The sequence below is a fragment of the Psychrobium sp. MM17-31 genome (genome assembly GCF_022347785.1).
Lineage (GTDB): Bacteria > Pseudomonadota > Gammaproteobacteria > Enterobacterales > Psychrobiaceae > Psychrobium.
Genome location: NZ_JAKRGA010000003.1, coordinates 665,601 through 681,843 on the forward strand (window position 1 = coordinate 665,601; position 16,243 = coordinate 681,843).

Genomic DNA, 16,243 nt, shown 5'->3' on the forward strand with positions numbered 1-16,243 from the left:
AAACTTCTTTAATCAAAAAACAAATTCAAAGCAGCCACCATGCGTTCAGTACTTGGCGCTGCTTTGATTGACTTACTTATGCTCACCTAATCCTTAGGAGCATCATCAGTCTCCCTTTGTTTCTTATGTTGCTTTTCTTCTTGAATCAACTTAATGGTCCGCTCAACGTACGGATCCGGCAGTACCATTTGCACCAAGGCACCGAAAGCATAAGCGCCGCTTTTACGTTTGCGGGCCCAACTGACCATTTTCCACGCGAAGCCAATAAATCCGATGAATATCGCCCACGGCATTAGCAACTTTAAAACATCAATGGATTTCGGAGACAGCGAAGACAATACATCAGATATAGCTACAGTCGATAACAAAGAGCTATCTTGCGCGCATAGGTATAGTGCAGCCGTTATTAAGCTGCCGACAATAATTTTTTTCATAGTTTCTCTCGTTAAGTTAAAAGACCAACACGTCTTAGAAAAAGACAAAGAAGCCTTTAATGAGAGAATTTGAAAGTTGGTTTAAAACGCTGATGAATAGTTGGAAATTCCAGCCAACGTAAGAGAATACGAATGGCCTGAAAAGATACTCGTTGTGTTAATATGGCAATCTCAACAGTGGCATTAAAACTGACGCTATTAAATCGCCAATTGATGTCTACTGGTATTCCAAATATGGCGAGAGTTGTGAGAACTAAACTTTGTTCTTCGGCAGTGTCGCCATTTATCGACTGACTAACATATGGATTGCCTTTAAGATCAGGTTTTGGATGAGCACTGTCTAACTCCGGCCCCCAAACCGTTGCCAGCGCGAGCACAGCAATCAATAACCAAGCTAGCCAGAAATGACTAGCACGCTGCGGTTTCTCTAACGTAGAACGCTTTAGTTCCATTACAATTAGCGACCTTTAATTGGAATTAACTCGCTACTTTCTTAGGCTTTTTAAAAATTCCAATCCAAAAGGCTACTTCTAAAATTACGCCTAAGGCAACTACGGCATAAGTGCCTGTCGCAAAGCCAATTTGATAACAAACTATCGCCATAACGATTAGAAAAATCATCAAAAGCGCTCTTAATATTCCATTCATAGTTAGGTTCCGAATTTCATTTGATAGTCAATAAAATAAGTCCACTTTCATCCAAATTCAATGGCAATAATGTAACCAATAGTTTTACCACTTCAACAAACAAAAATATTGCATCACCGAAAAAACAACTGTATAAATAAACATATCTGTACAAAACCACTGTATAGAAATATACGGTTTAGCCAATTTACACAGGTGACGACAATGCTAACTCAATTAACTGTAAATGATTTTGCCATCGTAGACGCGCTCGATATCGAGTTTGGAGAAGGAATGACCACTATTACCGGTGAGACAGGTGCCGGTAAATCGATAGCTATCGACGCTATTTCACTGTGTTTAGGTGCTAGAGGCGAAGGCGCAATGGTTCGTCCTGGTGGTAAGCGCGCCGATATTAGTGCCACCTTTAGCGTTGAGGGCAATAAACCCGCATTAAAATTTCTTCGTCACCACGAATTAGACAATGATGAGCAATGTATTATTCGCCGTGTTATTTCAAAAGAAGGACGCTCAAAAGGCTATATCAATGGTAAGCCAGTGCCGATTAGTCAGCTGAAAGAAATTGGCGTATTTCTCCTCAATATTCATGGCCAACATGCCCACCAAGGATTGCTTGATAGCGCACTTCAATTATCGTTACTCGATCAATACGCTAATCATCAAAAGCTCAACGCTCAAGTCGCCTTAAGCCATCAAAATTACAGCCAAATCAATGCGGAATTAAAAGAGTTACAAGTTGCCCAACAACAAGCGCAAGCTAAGGTGCAATTGCTTGAATACCAAGTCGAAGAGCTAGATGCGTTCGCCCTATTAGAAGGCGAATTTGACGAAATTGAACAGGAGCATCAGCGCCTATCAAACAGTGAGTCGATTCAAATGAGCTGTCACCGACTGCTTCATCAACTAACCGAAGACGATAGCTTTAACATAGAATCAGCGCTCAACAGTGCTCTTGCAACCTTAGACGAGCTTATTGAACAAGACAGTAGCGTAGAGCCGCTAATTGAAATGCTCAATGGCGCACTGATTCAAGTGCAAGAAAGCGCACAGGAACTCACAAGCTATCAAGAAAGTGTTGAACAAAATCCAGAGCGCTTAGCCGAACTTGATGAACGCTTGAGCAAAGCGATGCAGTTAGCGCGTAAACATCAAGTGACACCGCAGGAATTACCAGCACTGCATCAAAGCATTCACAGTGAATTACAAGCAATCAATCACGATGATGCGCGTATTGGCGAGCTAGAAATACAACTTGAACAAATAGCAGCACAATATTACGAGCAAGCACAGCAACTTTCACAAAGCCGCCAAAAATATGCGTCTAAATTAGAAAAACTCGTTACCAAGTCGATGAAACGATTAAGTATGGAGCACGGCAAGTTCGCAATCGATGTAACATTTAATGAAAGCGGCAACATCAATAAGCATGGTTTAGACAGTGTTGCGTTTTTGGTATCAACGAATCCTGGCCAGCCACTAGATGCGCTCAATAAAGTTGTGTCCGGCGGTGAGTTATCGCGTATCAGCCTTGCCATTTCGGTGATTACCGCCAATAAGGTTGCCACGCCAACACTGATTTTCGATGAAGTTGACGTAGGTATTAGTGGCCCAACAGCGGCGACTGTTGGCGAAATGCTAAGGGAGTTAGGTCAATCAACACAAATTGCTTGTGTGACTCACTTGCCACAGGTTGCTGGCTGTGGCCACCATCAAATGCGCGTCGTAAAACACACCGATGGACGAACCACGCAAACCACCATGGTACCGTTGTCAGAATCAGAACGCGTGCAAGAGCTTGCTCGCTTGCTTGGCGGAAATAGCATTAGCGACAATACGCTAGCAAATGCGCAAGAACTGCTTAGAGTTAATGAATAGGCGTCTATTACAACAGGTTATTGATAAACGACGGCCAACTTTGTGACTCTGTTGGCCAAATAACTGCAACCAATGCTGTTAGCTCCAACAATTGAATGGTAGAATACGCCACTTTATTTTTGACACACACAATAGGTATTCCCTTGCAAGGCACTCAATTAGTAGAGTTCATTACTGAACAACTTGAAGATATGAAAGCTAAAGACATCGTAGTTTTAGACGTTGCCAAACTTTCTCCTATGGCTGACAACATCATTGTTTGTACTGGTACTTCTGCTCGTCACTGTCGCGCTGTGGCAAACAACCTATTAGTAGAAGCTAAGAAAGCTGAAATGCCACCTTTAGGAATTGAAGGTCTAAAAGAAGGTGGCTGGGTGCTACTTGATATGAATGATGTGATTGTTCACGTTATGGATCAGGAACACCGCGATTTGTTCCGCCTAGAGCAACTTTGGGGCGGCGACTCTAAGCACCTTAACAGCTAAATGAAAATTCAATTAGTTGCTGTTGGCACCAAAATGCCAGCTTGGGTTGAAAGTGGTGTGCAGGAATATGTGCGCCGTTTTCCCAAAGATTGCAGTTTAGAAATCCTAGAAATTCCAGCGGGTAAACGCGGAAAAAATGCGGATATCAAACGCATTCTAGAAAAAGAAGGTGAACTCACCTTAGCTGCTATTCCCAAAGGCAATCGCATTGTTACGCTAGAAGTCGAAGGTAAACCTTGGTCGACGCCTACCTTGGCTAAAAATCTAGAGAAATGGCAGTTAGACGGTCGCAATGTCAGCTTACTCATCGGCGGCCCAGAAGGCTTAGCTCCTTCTTGTATCGCTGCATCTGAGCAAAAGTGGTCACTGTCAGCATTGACACTGCCGCACCCAATGGTTCGAGTAATTGTTGCCGAAGCACTTTATCGCGCTTGGAGTATCAATAACAACCACCCTTATCACCGCGAATAATCGAACTATTTGCCCAAACACCTGTCTGAGACAGGTGTTTTTATATTATCCCCTTGTTTTGCTATAGAGTATTTACCCGATCTGTGGTCAAATGTGCGGATATTTTCCCATATTGATTGTTCATGTTTTTAAAAAATCGTACTCCAATCAGAAATCAAGCCCTCGAAAACGCCCTTTTCACACGGCGAGCTATTATTGCGTTTGCTGGCGTTATCGTTTTGATTTTCGTCTTATTATCAAATCTTTATAACATTCAAGTTAATTCATACGACAAATATCAAACTCAAGCGAATGGCAACCGCATTAAAGTAATTCCCATTGCACCTAACCGCGGATTAATTTACGACAGGAATGGGGTTATCCTCGCCGAAAATAAGCCGAGCCACAGTTTAGAAATCATTCCCGATCTAACAAAAAACCTTACCCAGACCATCGATGATTTAGCAACAATCATTGAAATCACTGACGAAGAGCGGGAGCGTTTTTTAAAATCAGCCAAAAGGCAGCGCCGTAACAGTTTCAAAAGTGTTGCTATTAAAAACCGTCTGACCCAAAAACAAGTCGCAAGACTCAGTGTTGCACTGCATAAAATTCCCGCAGCGCGAATTGAGGCGCGTCTAAAACGTCATTACCCCTATGGTGAAATGCTGACTCATGCCCTTGGTTATGTAGCAAAACTCAATAAAAAAGATCAGGCGCGAATTATTGCCGACGGCGAAGAAGCTACCTATGCTGCAACACGTGATATTGGTCGCCTAGGAATTGAAAAGTTTTATCAAAAACTATTACATGGACAACCTGGTTATCGAGAAATCGAAGTTAACAATCGTGGACGAGTAGTCCGAGTACTTAATGAAACTGCACCAGAACACGGCCAAGATCTTTATCTGAACATCGATATCAATCTGCAAAAGAAAGCTTATCAAGAGCTAGCAGGACGCCGTGGCTCTGTCGTTGCTATCGATCCCAACAACGGCGCGGTATTGGCCTTAGTCAGCAGCCCGAGTTACGACCCCAATTTATTTGTACATGGCATTTCTGGTAAAGAGTATCGTAAATTACTCTCCGCCGATAAGCCGCTAATCAATCGCGCAACCCAAGGTACTTACCCGCCAGCATCAACTATTAAACAGTTGATGTCATTAGTTGCATTAGAAGAAAATATCATCACCGAACGCACGTCAATTAGCGATCCTGGTTGGTATAAATTACCCAATGTTGAACGCCGCTTTCGCGATCATTTAGCCTGGGGTCACGGTAAAGTAGATGTATATAAAGCGATGATAAAATCCTGTGATACCTTCTATTACGATGTTGCAAATCGATTGGGCATCGATCGTATAAGTCCATTCATGGATAAGTTCGGCTTTGGTGTTAAATCTGGCGTAGATATTTATGAGGAGAAAAGCGCAATCATGCCATCGCGGGCATGGAAACGCGGTCGTCACAGCCAACCTTGGTATCCGGGAGACACTATTTCTCTAGGTATTGGCCAAAGCTATTGGACAGCGACACCAATTCAGTTAGCCAACTCAACGGCTATTGTTGCAGCCAGTGGCAAGTTCTTTACGCCACAAATACTAGGCGCTAGCCAAGGTGAAAACGGCTTATTACAACTGCCAGCCGACGAACGTCCTCCGATCACACTCAAAGACAATTACAACTGGAAGATAGCGCAAAAAGGCATGTGGGGAGTAGTTAATGATATCGGTGGCACCGCTTATAACGTCTTTAAAGGAGCCCCCTATGTCTCTGCTGGAAAAACTGGTACAGCGCAGCTGATTAGTATCGCGGAAGATGAAGAATACGATGCGGAAAAAATCGCTGAGCGCCATCGCGACAATGCGATGTATGTTGGCTATGCGCCATTTGAAAAACCAGAGATTGCGGTAACCGTGGTAGTTGAGAACGCCGGTGGTGGTGGCAGTAGTGCAGCGCCAATTGCGCGTAAACTATTTGATGTTTACCTTGCCAAACAAAGCATAGTGCCATCGTTAGTGGCCAATAATGATGCAGGACACAGTCATTAATGAACGATAATAAAGCAGGCTTTGCTAAACCTGAATCACTAAGCCATAAAATTCATATTGATTTCCCGCTCCTTGCAGGAATATTAACGCTGTTTTGCATCTCTTTGGTGGTCATTTACAGCGCAGGCGGTGAAAGTATTGCCATGGTAAAACGCCAAGCCATCAACATGGGCGCTTCAATTACCGCCATGGTCATTGCAGCGCAATTTCCACCAACCTTTTTAAGACGTTGGGCTATGCCGCTATTTTTAGTGGGTGTTGGTCTTCTTGTGGCCACATTACTCTTCGGTCATGTTGGCAAAGGTGCACAGCGGTGGATTGATTTTGGGGTCGCCAAATTTCAACCATCTGAAGCAATGAAACTCATATTGCCGATTATGATTGCTCACTACATTACTCGCTATGCCCTACCCGTTAACATAAAGCACGCGTTTATCGCGGCTATATTAATCGCAGTACCGGTATTTTTAATCTACAAACAGCCGGATTTAGGCACCTCTATTTTGGTGGCTAGCTCTGGCGTATTTGCACTGTTTTTAGCGGGTATGAGCTGGCGCGTAATTGGTTCTCTTGGCGTTGCCGCAGTGCCGTTTGGCTTTATGATGTGGACCTTTTTCTTACACGACTATCAAAAACGCCGCGTCTTAACCTTCCTTAATCCCGAAACCGACCCACTAGGCAACGGCTATCACATCATTCAATCAAAAATTGCCATTGGCTCTGGTGGTCTCGAAGGTAAAGGTTGGCTCAACGGTACGCAGTCGCAGTTAGAATTTTTACCAGAGCGTCATACCGATTTTATTTTCTCGGTGTTTAGTGAAGAGTTCGGTTTATATGGCGTCGCAGGATTATTGTGCGTCTATCTATTTATAATCGCTCGCTGCTTATTTATTGCTAATAACGCACAAGAGCCATTTTCTAAGATTCTTGCTGGTGCAATCACCCTAACCTTCTTTGTTTATTTATTTGTAAACATCGGTATGGTTTCAGGCCTGCTGCCGGTTGTTGGTGTACCGCTACCACTCGTTAGTTGGGGCGGCACTTCTATGATTACCCTGATGAGTGGTTTTGGCATCATTATGGCCATTCACACCCATCGCAAATTTAATCGATAATTTATGCTAGTTCATTCCATTAAGCGTTTAATAATAGGCGCGACTATTTTGTCACTGGGAGCTTGTACTCTGATGCCGAGCCAGTCGCGCTATGATATCGAGCAAGATCACGCACCGAGTCGTTTACCAACCGCCGAAGAAATTGCCGATATTGAGCCGCAATACTTGCCGCCATCGCGATGGGCAAATAACGATTACCAAGTGCGCGGTAAACACTATCAAGTTCTCAAAGACGCCACTGGCTATAAAGCTCAAGGCATTGCTTCTTGGTATGGCCAGAAATTCCATGGCCACGACACCTCTAATGGTGAAGTGTTTAATATGTATGGTTTATCAGCGGCGCATAAAACCCTGCCAATCCCAAGCTTTGTCAAGGTCACCAACCTCGAAAATAACCTAAGTACTATCGTTAGAGTGAACGATCGCGGACCTTTTCATCCCGACAGAATCATCGATTTATCTTATGGCGCCGCTTATAAACTTGGAGTTTTAAAACACGGTACTGCTCGCGTGGCCATTGAAGTGGTTTCACCGAAAAAGCCACAACAGTTCCAATATCCAGAATGCTTTATCCAGTTAGCAGCCAATTCCGATAAGCAACGAGCGACGGAAATATTAACTGCCGAGTCGCAAACACACCAAGTGCCTTATACGATTGAATCCGTTGGGAAAATTAATCGACTTTTATTAGGACCGATAGTGAGCTTAACTCACTGTGAATCTGTCCTAAAAAAAGTGCAAATTAATTTCCCAAAAGCATTTATCAAAATGCCTTAATTAGTTAGTATTGCTGCTTTATTTATTCGCAAGCTTATTCGTAAACTGCGCGTTTTTTCATTTATTACGGTTACATTTTTATGTTTACATTTTCTCGCCGCCTAAAACAGGCAACGACAGTGGCTCTTATGCTAATTTCGGCAAACACTGTGGCAGCAACGACCATTATTCCAAATCAACCGACAGTTGCAGCCAAAAGCTATATCCTAGTTGACCAAACAACGGGGAAAGTACTAGCCGCTGAAAATGAGCATGACCTATTAGCGCCTGCAAGCTTAACTAAATTAATGACCAGCTTTATTATCGGTCGTGAGCTTAAGAGCGGTAATTTAAAGAACAGTGATTTAGTTACGATCAGCGAAAATGCATGGGCCAAGAACTTCCCAGACTCGTCAAAGATGTTTATCGAAGTTGGCAAAGAAATCTCTGTTGCTGATTTAAATCGCGGCATCGTAATTCAATCTGGTAATGATGCTTGTGTCGCTATGGCTGAGCACATTGCTGGTACAGAAGACGGCTTTGCCGACATTATGAATAATGTGGCGACAGAACTTGGCATGACCAACAGTTTCTTTGAAAACAGCCATGGTTTAGACAGCACGCAACACAAAACAACCGCTTTTGACATGGCGTTATTAGCGCGCGCTATTATTAGCGAAACACCAGAAGAATACGCCCTTTACAAAGAAAAGTTCTTTACCTACAACAACATCAAACAAGCTAACCGCAACAGCCTGCTGTGGGATAAGAGCATGAACGTTGATGGCATGAAAACAGGCCACACCTCAAAAGCTGGTTTCAGTTTGGTTTCTTCAGCTACTAAAGACAATATGCGTTTGATCGCTGTTGTTATGGGTGCCAAGAGCGCCCGAGCTCGCGCAAGTGAAAGCAAGAAAATCTTAAACTATGGCTTTCGCTTTTTTGAAACTGTCACCCCATACCAAGCGGGTCATGAATTTGCCAGCCAGCGCGTATGGTACGGTGCCACAGATGAAGTAAAGTTAGGTATCACTGAGTCAACGCCATTAACTATTCGTCGTGGTCAAAGTAAAAACCTCAAAGCAAGCTTCGAGCTTTCTAAAGAATTAGAAGCGCCGATTGCTAAAGGTGAGCAAGTGGGTACAGTATTTATCCAACTTGACGGTAAAGACATCGCTAGCTATCCGCTAGTGACATTAAACGAAGTTGAACAAGGTGGCTGGTTTAAGCGCACTATGGATTACTTCAAGCAAATGATTAACGGCTGGTTTAGCTAAAAAACGCTAATACATACCCTTATCTAGGCCGCATTTAGCGGCCTTTTTATTGGAATAGAATCCTATATGTTATAGCAATTTCAATCATCGGATCAGGCGAACTGTATCCAAGTTTTCGCTCATAGTGCTAGCCCCAACATAGATGATCAGTTAAGATAGCCCGAATTTTTTGGGCGCTGCCCAAAATACCGACGAATAGATGCCCATTAGCAAACTTAGCTACCATCGCCGACCGTCGTGTATTAACCTATCAATAAAAACAAGCGCAGCTTGTTAGCCAAACAGTGTTGGAGATTACAATGGACACTAAATTTGATGAAATCCTAGATTTCCCATGTGAGTTCGGATTTCGCATCATGGGCGACGCAGTGGATGAACTGCCGACTAAAATTGAAGTCGTATTAGACGAACTAACACCAAATGCCTACAAACGTCTACCTGGTGTTAGAAAGAGCAGTACAGGCAAGTACCACTCTATTTCATATTCACTCACAGTGACCAGTAAAGAGCACATTGAAACCCTTTACAAATCATTATCAGGTATCGATATCGTACGTTACGTACTTTAATATTGTTGAGGTTTTATGACTGAGCAATCACCGCAAACACAACAGCCCATTGTCTATCGCTATTTAGGCGAGCGCGATTACGAACGCGTTTGGCATGCCATGCAAGCCTATACTGACAATCGTCACGCTAATTCAAAAGACGAGATTTGGTTTGTTGAACATCCGCCTGTGTTTACCCAAGGCCAAGCAGGCAAGGAAGAACACATGCTGTTTGCTGGTGACATCCCCGTTGTTAAAGTCGACCGCGGCGGTCAGGTAACCTATCACGGACCTGGTCAATTAGTGGCTTATTTCCTCCTTGATATCAAACGTTTAAAGATTGGCGTTCGAGAGTTAGTGACCCGTATTGAACAATCTCTCGTACAAGTACTAGAGAAATACGATATTAGTGCCTATCCGAAAAAAGATGCACCGGGTGTTTATGTTGACGAAAAGAAAATTGCCTCATTAGGGCTACGCATTCGCAAAGGATGTTCTTTTCACGGCCTTGCCCTAAACGTCAATATGGACTTATCGCCATTTAAACAAATTAATCCATGTGGTTACGCAGGACTAGAAATGATTCAAGTCAGCGACTATAGCAATATCGACAATGTCGAACGCGTACAGCGTGACCTCATGCCAATTATTACCCAGCTGTTAGGTTACAGCGAGGTTGAAGAAATTACAGGATTTATTAATGACGAAGGTTAAACAATCTACGCTAGTTGCAGGTGAAAAACTGCGTGATGCAGACAAGCTCGCTTACATCCCTGTTAAAATCGTTGAACAAGAAAAGAAAGAAGTGCTGCGCAAGCCAAAATGGTTACGCGTAAAACTGCCAAGCAGCTCTGCCCGTATTGATGAAATTAAAGGTGCGATGCGCAAGCACAACCTTAACTCAGTATGTGAAGAAGCTTCTTGTCCTAACCTGTCAGAGTGTTTTAACCATGGTACAGCGACCTTTATGATCTTAGGTGCTATTTGTACACGTCGTTGTCCGTTCTGTGACGTTGCCCATGGCCGTCCGCTGCCAGTTAGCGCTGAAGAGCCAACTAAGCTTGCAGCCACCATTAAGGACATGAAGTTAAAATACGTAGTAATTACTTCAGTAGATCGCGATGACTTGCGTGATGGCGGTGCTCAGCATTTCGCCGACTGTGTTCGTGAAATTCGTGCCGCTGTACCAGGCATTAAAATCGAGATTCTCGTCCCAGACTTTAAAGGCCGTATGGACAAAGCACTCGATATCTTAGCGACTGAGCCACCTGATGTGCTTAATCACAACCTAGAGACAGCGCCACGCCTATATCGCGAAGTTCGTCCAGGTGCTCACTACAAAAACTCATTATTGCTTCTGAAACGTTTTAAAGAAATGCACCCACAAGTGACTACTAAGTCTGGCTTAATGATGGGCTTGGGTGAAACAAACGAAGAAATCGTTGAAGTACTTAAAGACCTACGTGAACACAATGTAGAAATGCTTACCTTAGGTCAATACCTACAACCGAGTAAACATCACCTTCCTGTTGTACGCTACGTGCCACCAGCTGAATTTGATGAGCTCGGTGAAATTGCCAATGAGCTTGGCTTCACCCATGCAGCGTGTGGCCCTATGGTACGCTCTAGCTACCACGCCGACCTACAGGCGCAAGGTAAAGAAGTAAAATAATTAACCTTTAAAAAGGCAACGCAAGTTGCCTTTTTGATATCCGCAGCAACTAAAAATTCTCAAATATTCCCGTCCGACCAGCTAACAGCTACTATTAAAAGCTACCAATTACCGCTATTATAACCACCGCCTTGACATTTTATGTCATGTTATAACAATAAAACCCGTTTACTGATCAGAAAGAGAGTTTCATGAAATTTCTACCAAACTTATTTGCCAACAATGTGCAGTGGGCTCAACAAGTTGAAGAACAAGAGCCAGGTTTCTTTAAATCACTCAGCGAACAACAAAATCCAGATTACCTGTGGATTGGTTGTGCAGACTCACGTGTTCCAGCCAATGAAATTGTCGGTTTAAAACCGGGGGAACTCTTCGTACATCGCAATGTTGCAAACTGTGTTGTTCACACCGACCTAAACTGTCTTTCAGTGATTCAATACGCTGTTGAAGTACTTAAAGTAAAACACATTATTGTGACAGGCCATTACAACTGTGGCGGTATTAACTCAGCCATGAACAACGCCAAGTTTGGTCTGGTAGACAATTGGTTACGCCATATCAAAGACGTACAACACAAGCACAGTGAACACCTAAATACCTTTACTGACGCTGGTGCCAAGCAAGATCGTATGACTGAACTACACGTTATTGAACAGGTTATGAACGTTGCCCACACTTCAATCGTTCAAGATGCTTGGGCGCGTGGCCAAGAGCTTCGTCTACACGGCTGGGTTTATCACTTAAGCGATGGCAAACTACGCGATCTAGATACTTGTATCGCTAATGCAGAAGAAGCAGTGCCTATGTATAAGCGCGCAATTGAAAAATTAACAAACGCGTAACAAAAAAGGTATACAATTTATAAATAATTGTTAGACTGTAAGAAATTGATTCAGGGAGTGAATCAATGCAGTTCATTTTTCACCCCGCTTAATTGGAACATGGATGATGCAACCCAAAACACAGCTAATATTTATTTACATCACTCTTATCTGCTTGTTATTAACTCTCGGCTTGTTGTATCAAAAACAGTTAATGTGGTTAGCGCTACCGTTCGTATTAATTGTCGCTCATTCAAGTATTGATATTTGGTTTCCTAAATCACCGTTTGCATCAAAATCACCAGAGATAATCGAAGCTCCTGACGATGAATCAACAATTTATTATTTAGATGATGAGGCTAATGAAAGCTCTGTGCAGAGTGCTGAAACCTCAATGCCAAGCTTTGAAAACTATCAACACATCAAAAAAGCCCTCGAATCTCATCAAGAAAAATTCCCTCACGCCGAGGTACATCCCAATAAATACCTCAAATAAGAAACATAATCCTTTTCTCGTTTTTATATTTCATTGCAATTTGCAAAATTAGCGTTAAAGAATTGCTCAAAATCCTTTACTAGATTCAGTAACATATTGTATTAACTAGCTATTTAAACATTGGAACATAACCTGCTCTATCAAGTTACGCTTAAATGGATGGAGCAACGCTTATGTTTACACCGATCATAGTTATCGATAGTTTACACGCCTCAAATGCCAATAAACTGATTGCCAATGTGATGGATATTGTGGGCCCATTAGGATGCCAACGCCCAGTTATCGTGTGTCCTCAAACATGGCAAGCCAGTATCGAACTGTATTTAACACAAGCGAATATCAAGGCTCTAATACTGTCGACACCTTGTGAAAAGGGCACCACGCCAGCACTTACCAGTGCCGCTTTAATTAGTCTGTTGGAGCAAACAAACGCAACTTTGGCGGTGTTTCATCATCCACAATTCATCGACGATTACGATGCTTTTGAGCACAGCCTATATCTAGCAGCACAAGTGGCTCAAGAAGATTATTTAGTAACCCTCGACAACACAGCCAACATCGCCTTAGCAGCAAATCAACTAGCTAACCCTTGGTTAATGAGCGCTAATACGCTACTAGACATCGTCGAAGATAATCACAGCCCGTTGCTAGAATATTGCCAACGTTCAATTGCCCTAAACGACATCAATGCGCAAAGCCAGGTCGTTAATCTCGATAATGGCTTTTATAGTCAGTGCCAAATTAGTGAAGTCGACAGCGCTATTTTCGCCTTTGCCAAGCAATCAATCGAAATTCCCCTTCAAAGTCGCTGGCCAACTGTTGTTCCTCAAGAACAGCTAAAAGCGCTTATGCCAGCTTACTGTGTCATCAATAATCGCCACTTAAACTAGGAGAACTAGTCATGGAAACACTTACTTGCTTTCACCAATCAGAAATCAATGGCGTAGTTAACAAAGATATTAACGAACAGATTGCTTATCGTCTCGGCGCTGCCGTTGCAGAACAATTAGACGCACATTGCTTAGTGGTGGGCGGTGATAATCGCCTCTCTACGCCAACATTAAAACAGGCGCTAATTAAAGGTATTAAAAACACTGGTTGTAACGTGATTGATATTGGTTTGTGTGGCAGTGAAGAGTTATGTTTCGCAAATACAGTCAGCCAATCAGACGGCGGAGTTATGATAACCGGTGGCGCACAACCAAAAGTTATTAATGGTTTTAAAATTATCGATGCGCAAAATCAGTTACTTTGCAGCAAACAGCAGTTTGCGATGCTTCAACAAGCCATCATCAATCATGAACCGCCAATGCCTAAAAGTGCAGGAAAGTTGGTCTACCAAAATTATACTAAGGCCTACATTCAACAAATTCTGAGTTTTATTGACGTAAGTGCGATCAAGCCTTTACGGATTGTCGTTAATGCAGGTAATGGCATGGCTGGTAATGTGATTAACGCCTTGGAAACAGCGTTTCTAGGTCAGCAAGTGCCGATTCAACTCATCAAACTTAACAACCAACCAAACGGTGAGTTTCCCCACGGTGCGCCAGATCCTGAGTTATCCCATCACCAACGTAAAACAAGTGATGCAGTAAAACGCCATAGCGCCGATTTAGGGTTAGCATGGGACGGTGACTTCAGTCGTTGTTTCTTCTTTGATGCGCAGGGTAATGTTGTCGATCAATACTACATCATTGCCCTACTCGCTCAGCAATTTGCTCAAAAACAACCTTCGCAAAAAATTGTTCACGATTGTCGCCTGATTTGGAATACCAAAGCCGCCGTTGCCAACGCAGGTGGCGAAGCCATCGAGTGTCAATGTGGCCAGCAACCAATGACCGACAGAATGCGCCAAGAAGATGCTGTCTACGCCGGTTCTATTGATGCGCATCATTACTTTAAAGACTTCTTCTATTGCGAAAGTGGCATGATCCCATGGTTAATGATTTGCGAGTTAATCTCACAGACTAATCAGAGCTTAAGTGAATTAGTTAATCAACAAATGCTAGCATTTCCAACCTCAGGAGAAATCGACAGCAAGATTAAAAATAGCGCCGCTGTATTGGATGATATCGAGCATCAACTAGCCAGCAGCGCCACAGAAATTAAACACACCGACGGTCTATCAATGAGCTTCAATAACTGGCGTTTCAATCTATTTCAGTCTTCGCCAAACGGACCATTAAAACTTAATGTCGAAAGCCGTGGCGACGTTGCATTAATGCAGCAACAAACCAACTATCTGCTGGGGTTATTACAGGCTAGCCATGCCTAGCCAATAAATCTAATGAGTAAGTCGCCCTACACCACCATATCGGTGGTGTAGGTTTTATTTATGTAGAAAGTATGATTAGATGGAGATTGATACGAAGCAAGGAGCTGAAAATAATGAGAAAAATACTAATTGGATTACTCTGTTCTGGCCTGTTTATCTGCGCTAACTCATTTGCCTATTCAGCACCTCCCAAAGAACTAAAACTCTATCTCGATGCCGATTTTTCAACGCTAAAGCAAGCAGCCCATGCCATTGAGTTAGGTATCAATACAGCGCTAAGTGAAGAGAGCCATCAATTACAAGGCTACAGGCTCTCTGTTGTGCGAAAAAACCATCGCGGCAACTCAAGGCGCAGTGCGAAACATCTTAAAGCATTCTTAAAAGATCCAAGCGCTATCGCGGTTTTTGGTGGCTTACATTCTCCACCATTACTGGCCAACAAATCCTTTATTAACAAAAATCGTATCTTAACGCTTGTACCTTGGGCTGCTGCGGGCCCGATTACTCGCAGTAATAGTGACGAGAACTGGATATTTAGACTGTCAATCGATGACAGTAATGCTGGAAAATTCATTGTTAGCCGAGCATTAAACCAAGGTTTTAAACGTCCTTACCTATTGTTGGAAAACACTGGTTGGGGAGAGTCAAACCTCAATAAGATGTCGCAAGCCATCACTGATAAAGGTGTCAAACACATTGGCGTACAGCGCTTTAATTGGGGAATTAATGACAGCCAAGCACGACTTATTTTACACGACGTTATTAATGCCAAACCCGACGTTATCTTGTTTGTCGGCAACGCGCCAGAAGGTATTATTTTCGCAAAACAACTGGCCGCACTAAACAGCGGCATTGCAATGCGCAGCCATTGGGGGATTACTGGCGGTGATTTTGCTAATCAAGTCACCATGGCAGAAAGAAGCGCGATAGATTTACAGTTTATCCAAACCAATTTCTCGTTTTTATCGAAAAACAATACAGCGTTTAGCAAACAGGTATTTAACCGCTTAACCTCGCTTTCAAACATTAAATCACCTGAAGAATTGCCAGCCGCTACGGGATTTATTCACGCATATGATTTAACTAAACTATTGATTAGTGCAATCAAAAGCGTGCCACTCAGCGGTGATAAAAACAAAGATATGCTTGCCATTCACCAAGCGCTAGAAAACCTAACTACACCACAGCAAGGATTAATAAAATCCTACAATAACCCCTTTTCTAGCTATTCAGCCGATAGTCCAAATGCGCACGAGGCGCTCTCTATCGACGATTATCGTATGGGCTTCTATGATAACAACAACGCTGTTCGCCTAATCAATCTATCTAATGAGTAGTCA

General features: G+C 42.9%; 18 protein-coding genes. 15 read left to right on the forward strand and 3 right to left on the reverse strand.

Annotated features, from left to right (window positions below; all coding sequences use genetic code 11):
• Nucleotides 1-86 precede the first annotated feature (86 nt).
• The 3 genes from MHM98_RS11780 to MHM98_RS11790 are packed head-to-tail and all read right to left on the reverse strand — an operon-like array spanning nucleotide 87 to nucleotide 1,082.
• Complete coding sequence (locus MHM98_RS11780) at nucleotides 87-434, reverse strand: hypothetical protein (RefSeq protein ID WP_239439496.1); 348 nt, start codon at nucleotides 432-434, stop codon at nucleotides 87-89.
• A 56-nt stretch (nucleotides 435-490) separates the two neighbouring features.
• Nucleotides 491-886: a hypothetical protein gene (locus MHM98_RS11785; RefSeq protein WP_239439497.1), complete on the reverse strand. Its 396-nt coding sequence runs from the start codon at nucleotides 884-886 to the stop codon at nucleotides 491-493.
• A 25-nt stretch (nucleotides 887-911) separates the two neighbouring features.
• Entirely contained in the window at nucleotides 912-1,082 is a 171-nt protein-coding gene (locus MHM98_RS11790; protein WP_239439498.1) for a hypothetical protein, read from the reverse strand.
• A 204-nt stretch (nucleotides 1,083-1,286) separates the two neighbouring features.
• Between MHM98_RS11790 and recN the strand changes: the two genes are divergently transcribed.
• From recN to MHM98_RS11865, 15 genes are all read left to right on the forward strand, one after another.
• Nucleotides 1,287-2,957 carry a DNA repair protein RecN gene (gene recN / locus MHM98_RS11795; RefSeq protein ID WP_239439499.1) on the forward strand — a complete coding sequence of 557 codons (1,671 nt, stop codon included), beginning with the start codon at nucleotides 1,287-1,289 and terminating at the stop codon, nucleotides 2,955-2,957.
• 143 nt (nucleotides 2,958-3,100) lie between these two features.
• Nucleotides 3,101-3,442 (forward strand): ribosome silencing factor, encoded by a 342-nt coding sequence (rsfS, locus tag MHM98_RS11800; RefSeq protein WP_239439501.1) that lies wholly within the window; start codon nucleotides 3,101-3,103, stop codon nucleotides 3,440-3,442.
• Complete coding sequence (rlmH, locus tag MHM98_RS11805; RefSeq protein WP_239439503.1) at nucleotides 3,443-3,913, forward strand: 23S rRNA (pseudouridine(1915)-N(3))-methyltransferase RlmH; 471 nt, start codon at nucleotides 3,443-3,445, stop codon at nucleotides 3,911-3,913. It begins immediately after the preceding gene.
• Between the two features lie 122 nt (nucleotides 3,914-4,035).
• Complete coding sequence (mrdA, locus tag MHM98_RS11810; protein WP_239439505.1) at nucleotides 4,036-5,943, forward strand: penicillin-binding protein 2; 1,908 nt, start codon at nucleotides 4,036-4,038, stop codon at nucleotides 5,941-5,943.
• Nucleotides 5,943-7,058: a rod shape-determining protein RodA gene (gene rodA / locus MHM98_RS11815; protein WP_239439506.1), complete on the forward strand. Its 1,116-nt coding sequence runs from the start codon at nucleotides 5,943-5,945 to the stop codon at nucleotides 7,056-7,058. The genes mrdA and rodA overlap by 1 nt, the downstream gene beginning before the upstream one ends.
• A 3-nt stretch (nucleotides 7,059-7,061) precedes the next feature.
• Nucleotides 7,062-7,835: a septal ring lytic transglycosylase RlpA family protein gene (locus MHM98_RS11820; RefSeq protein ID WP_275441534.1), complete on the forward strand. Its 774-nt coding sequence runs from the start codon at nucleotides 7,062-7,064 to the stop codon at nucleotides 7,833-7,835.
• 80 nt (nucleotides 7,836-7,915) lie between these two features.
• Nucleotides 7,916-9,091: a serine hydrolase gene (locus MHM98_RS11825; protein ID WP_239439507.1), complete on the forward strand. Its 1,176-nt coding sequence runs from the start codon at nucleotides 7,916-7,918 to the stop codon at nucleotides 9,089-9,091.
• A gap of 299 nt (nucleotides 9,092-9,390) precedes the next feature.
• Nucleotides 9,391-9,660 carry a DUF493 family protein YbeD gene (gene ybeD, locus MHM98_RS11830; RefSeq protein WP_239439508.1) on the forward strand — a complete coding sequence of 90 codons (270 nt, stop codon included), beginning with the start codon at nucleotides 9,391-9,393 and terminating at the stop codon, nucleotides 9,658-9,660.
• 15 nt (nucleotides 9,661-9,675) lie between these two features.
• A complete protein-coding gene (gene lipB / locus MHM98_RS11835) occupies nucleotides 9,676-10,353 on the forward strand; it encodes a lipoyl(octanoyl) transferase LipB (protein WP_239439510.1) in 678 nt (225 codons plus the stop codon).
• Complete coding sequence (gene lipA / locus MHM98_RS11840; RefSeq protein WP_239439512.1) at nucleotides 10,340-11,311, forward strand: lipoyl synthase; 972 nt, start codon at nucleotides 10,340-10,342, stop codon at nucleotides 11,309-11,311. Before lipB ends, lipA begins: the two co-directional genes overlap by 14 nt.
• 191 nt (nucleotides 11,312-11,502) lie before the next feature.
• Nucleotides 11,503-12,153, forward strand: coding sequence for a carbonate dehydratase (gene can / locus MHM98_RS11845; RefSeq protein ID WP_239439514.1), 651 nt, complete (start codon nucleotides 11,503-11,505; stop codon nucleotides 12,151-12,153).
• Between the two features lie 103 nt (nucleotides 12,154-12,256).
• Nucleotides 12,257-12,628: a hypothetical protein gene (locus tag MHM98_RS11850; RefSeq protein ID WP_239439516.1), complete on the forward strand. Its 372-nt coding sequence runs from the start codon at nucleotides 12,257-12,259 to the stop codon at nucleotides 12,626-12,628.
• Between the two features lie 173 nt (nucleotides 12,629-12,801).
• Entirely contained in the window at nucleotides 12,802-13,518 is a 717-nt protein-coding gene (locus MHM98_RS11855) for a hypothetical protein (RefSeq protein WP_239439518.1), read from the forward strand.
• Between the two features lie 11 nt (nucleotides 13,519-13,529).
• Nucleotides 13,530-14,903, forward strand: a complete 1,374-nt coding sequence (locus MHM98_RS11860; protein WP_239439519.1) for a phosphomannomutase — start codon at nucleotides 13,530-13,532, stop codon at nucleotides 14,901-14,903.
• A 113-nt stretch (nucleotides 14,904-15,016) separates the two neighbouring features.
• Entirely contained in the window at nucleotides 15,017-16,240 is a 1,224-nt protein-coding gene (locus MHM98_RS11865; protein WP_239439520.1) for an ABC transporter substrate-binding protein, read from the forward strand.
• Nucleotides 16,241-16,243 lie beyond the last annotated feature (3 nt).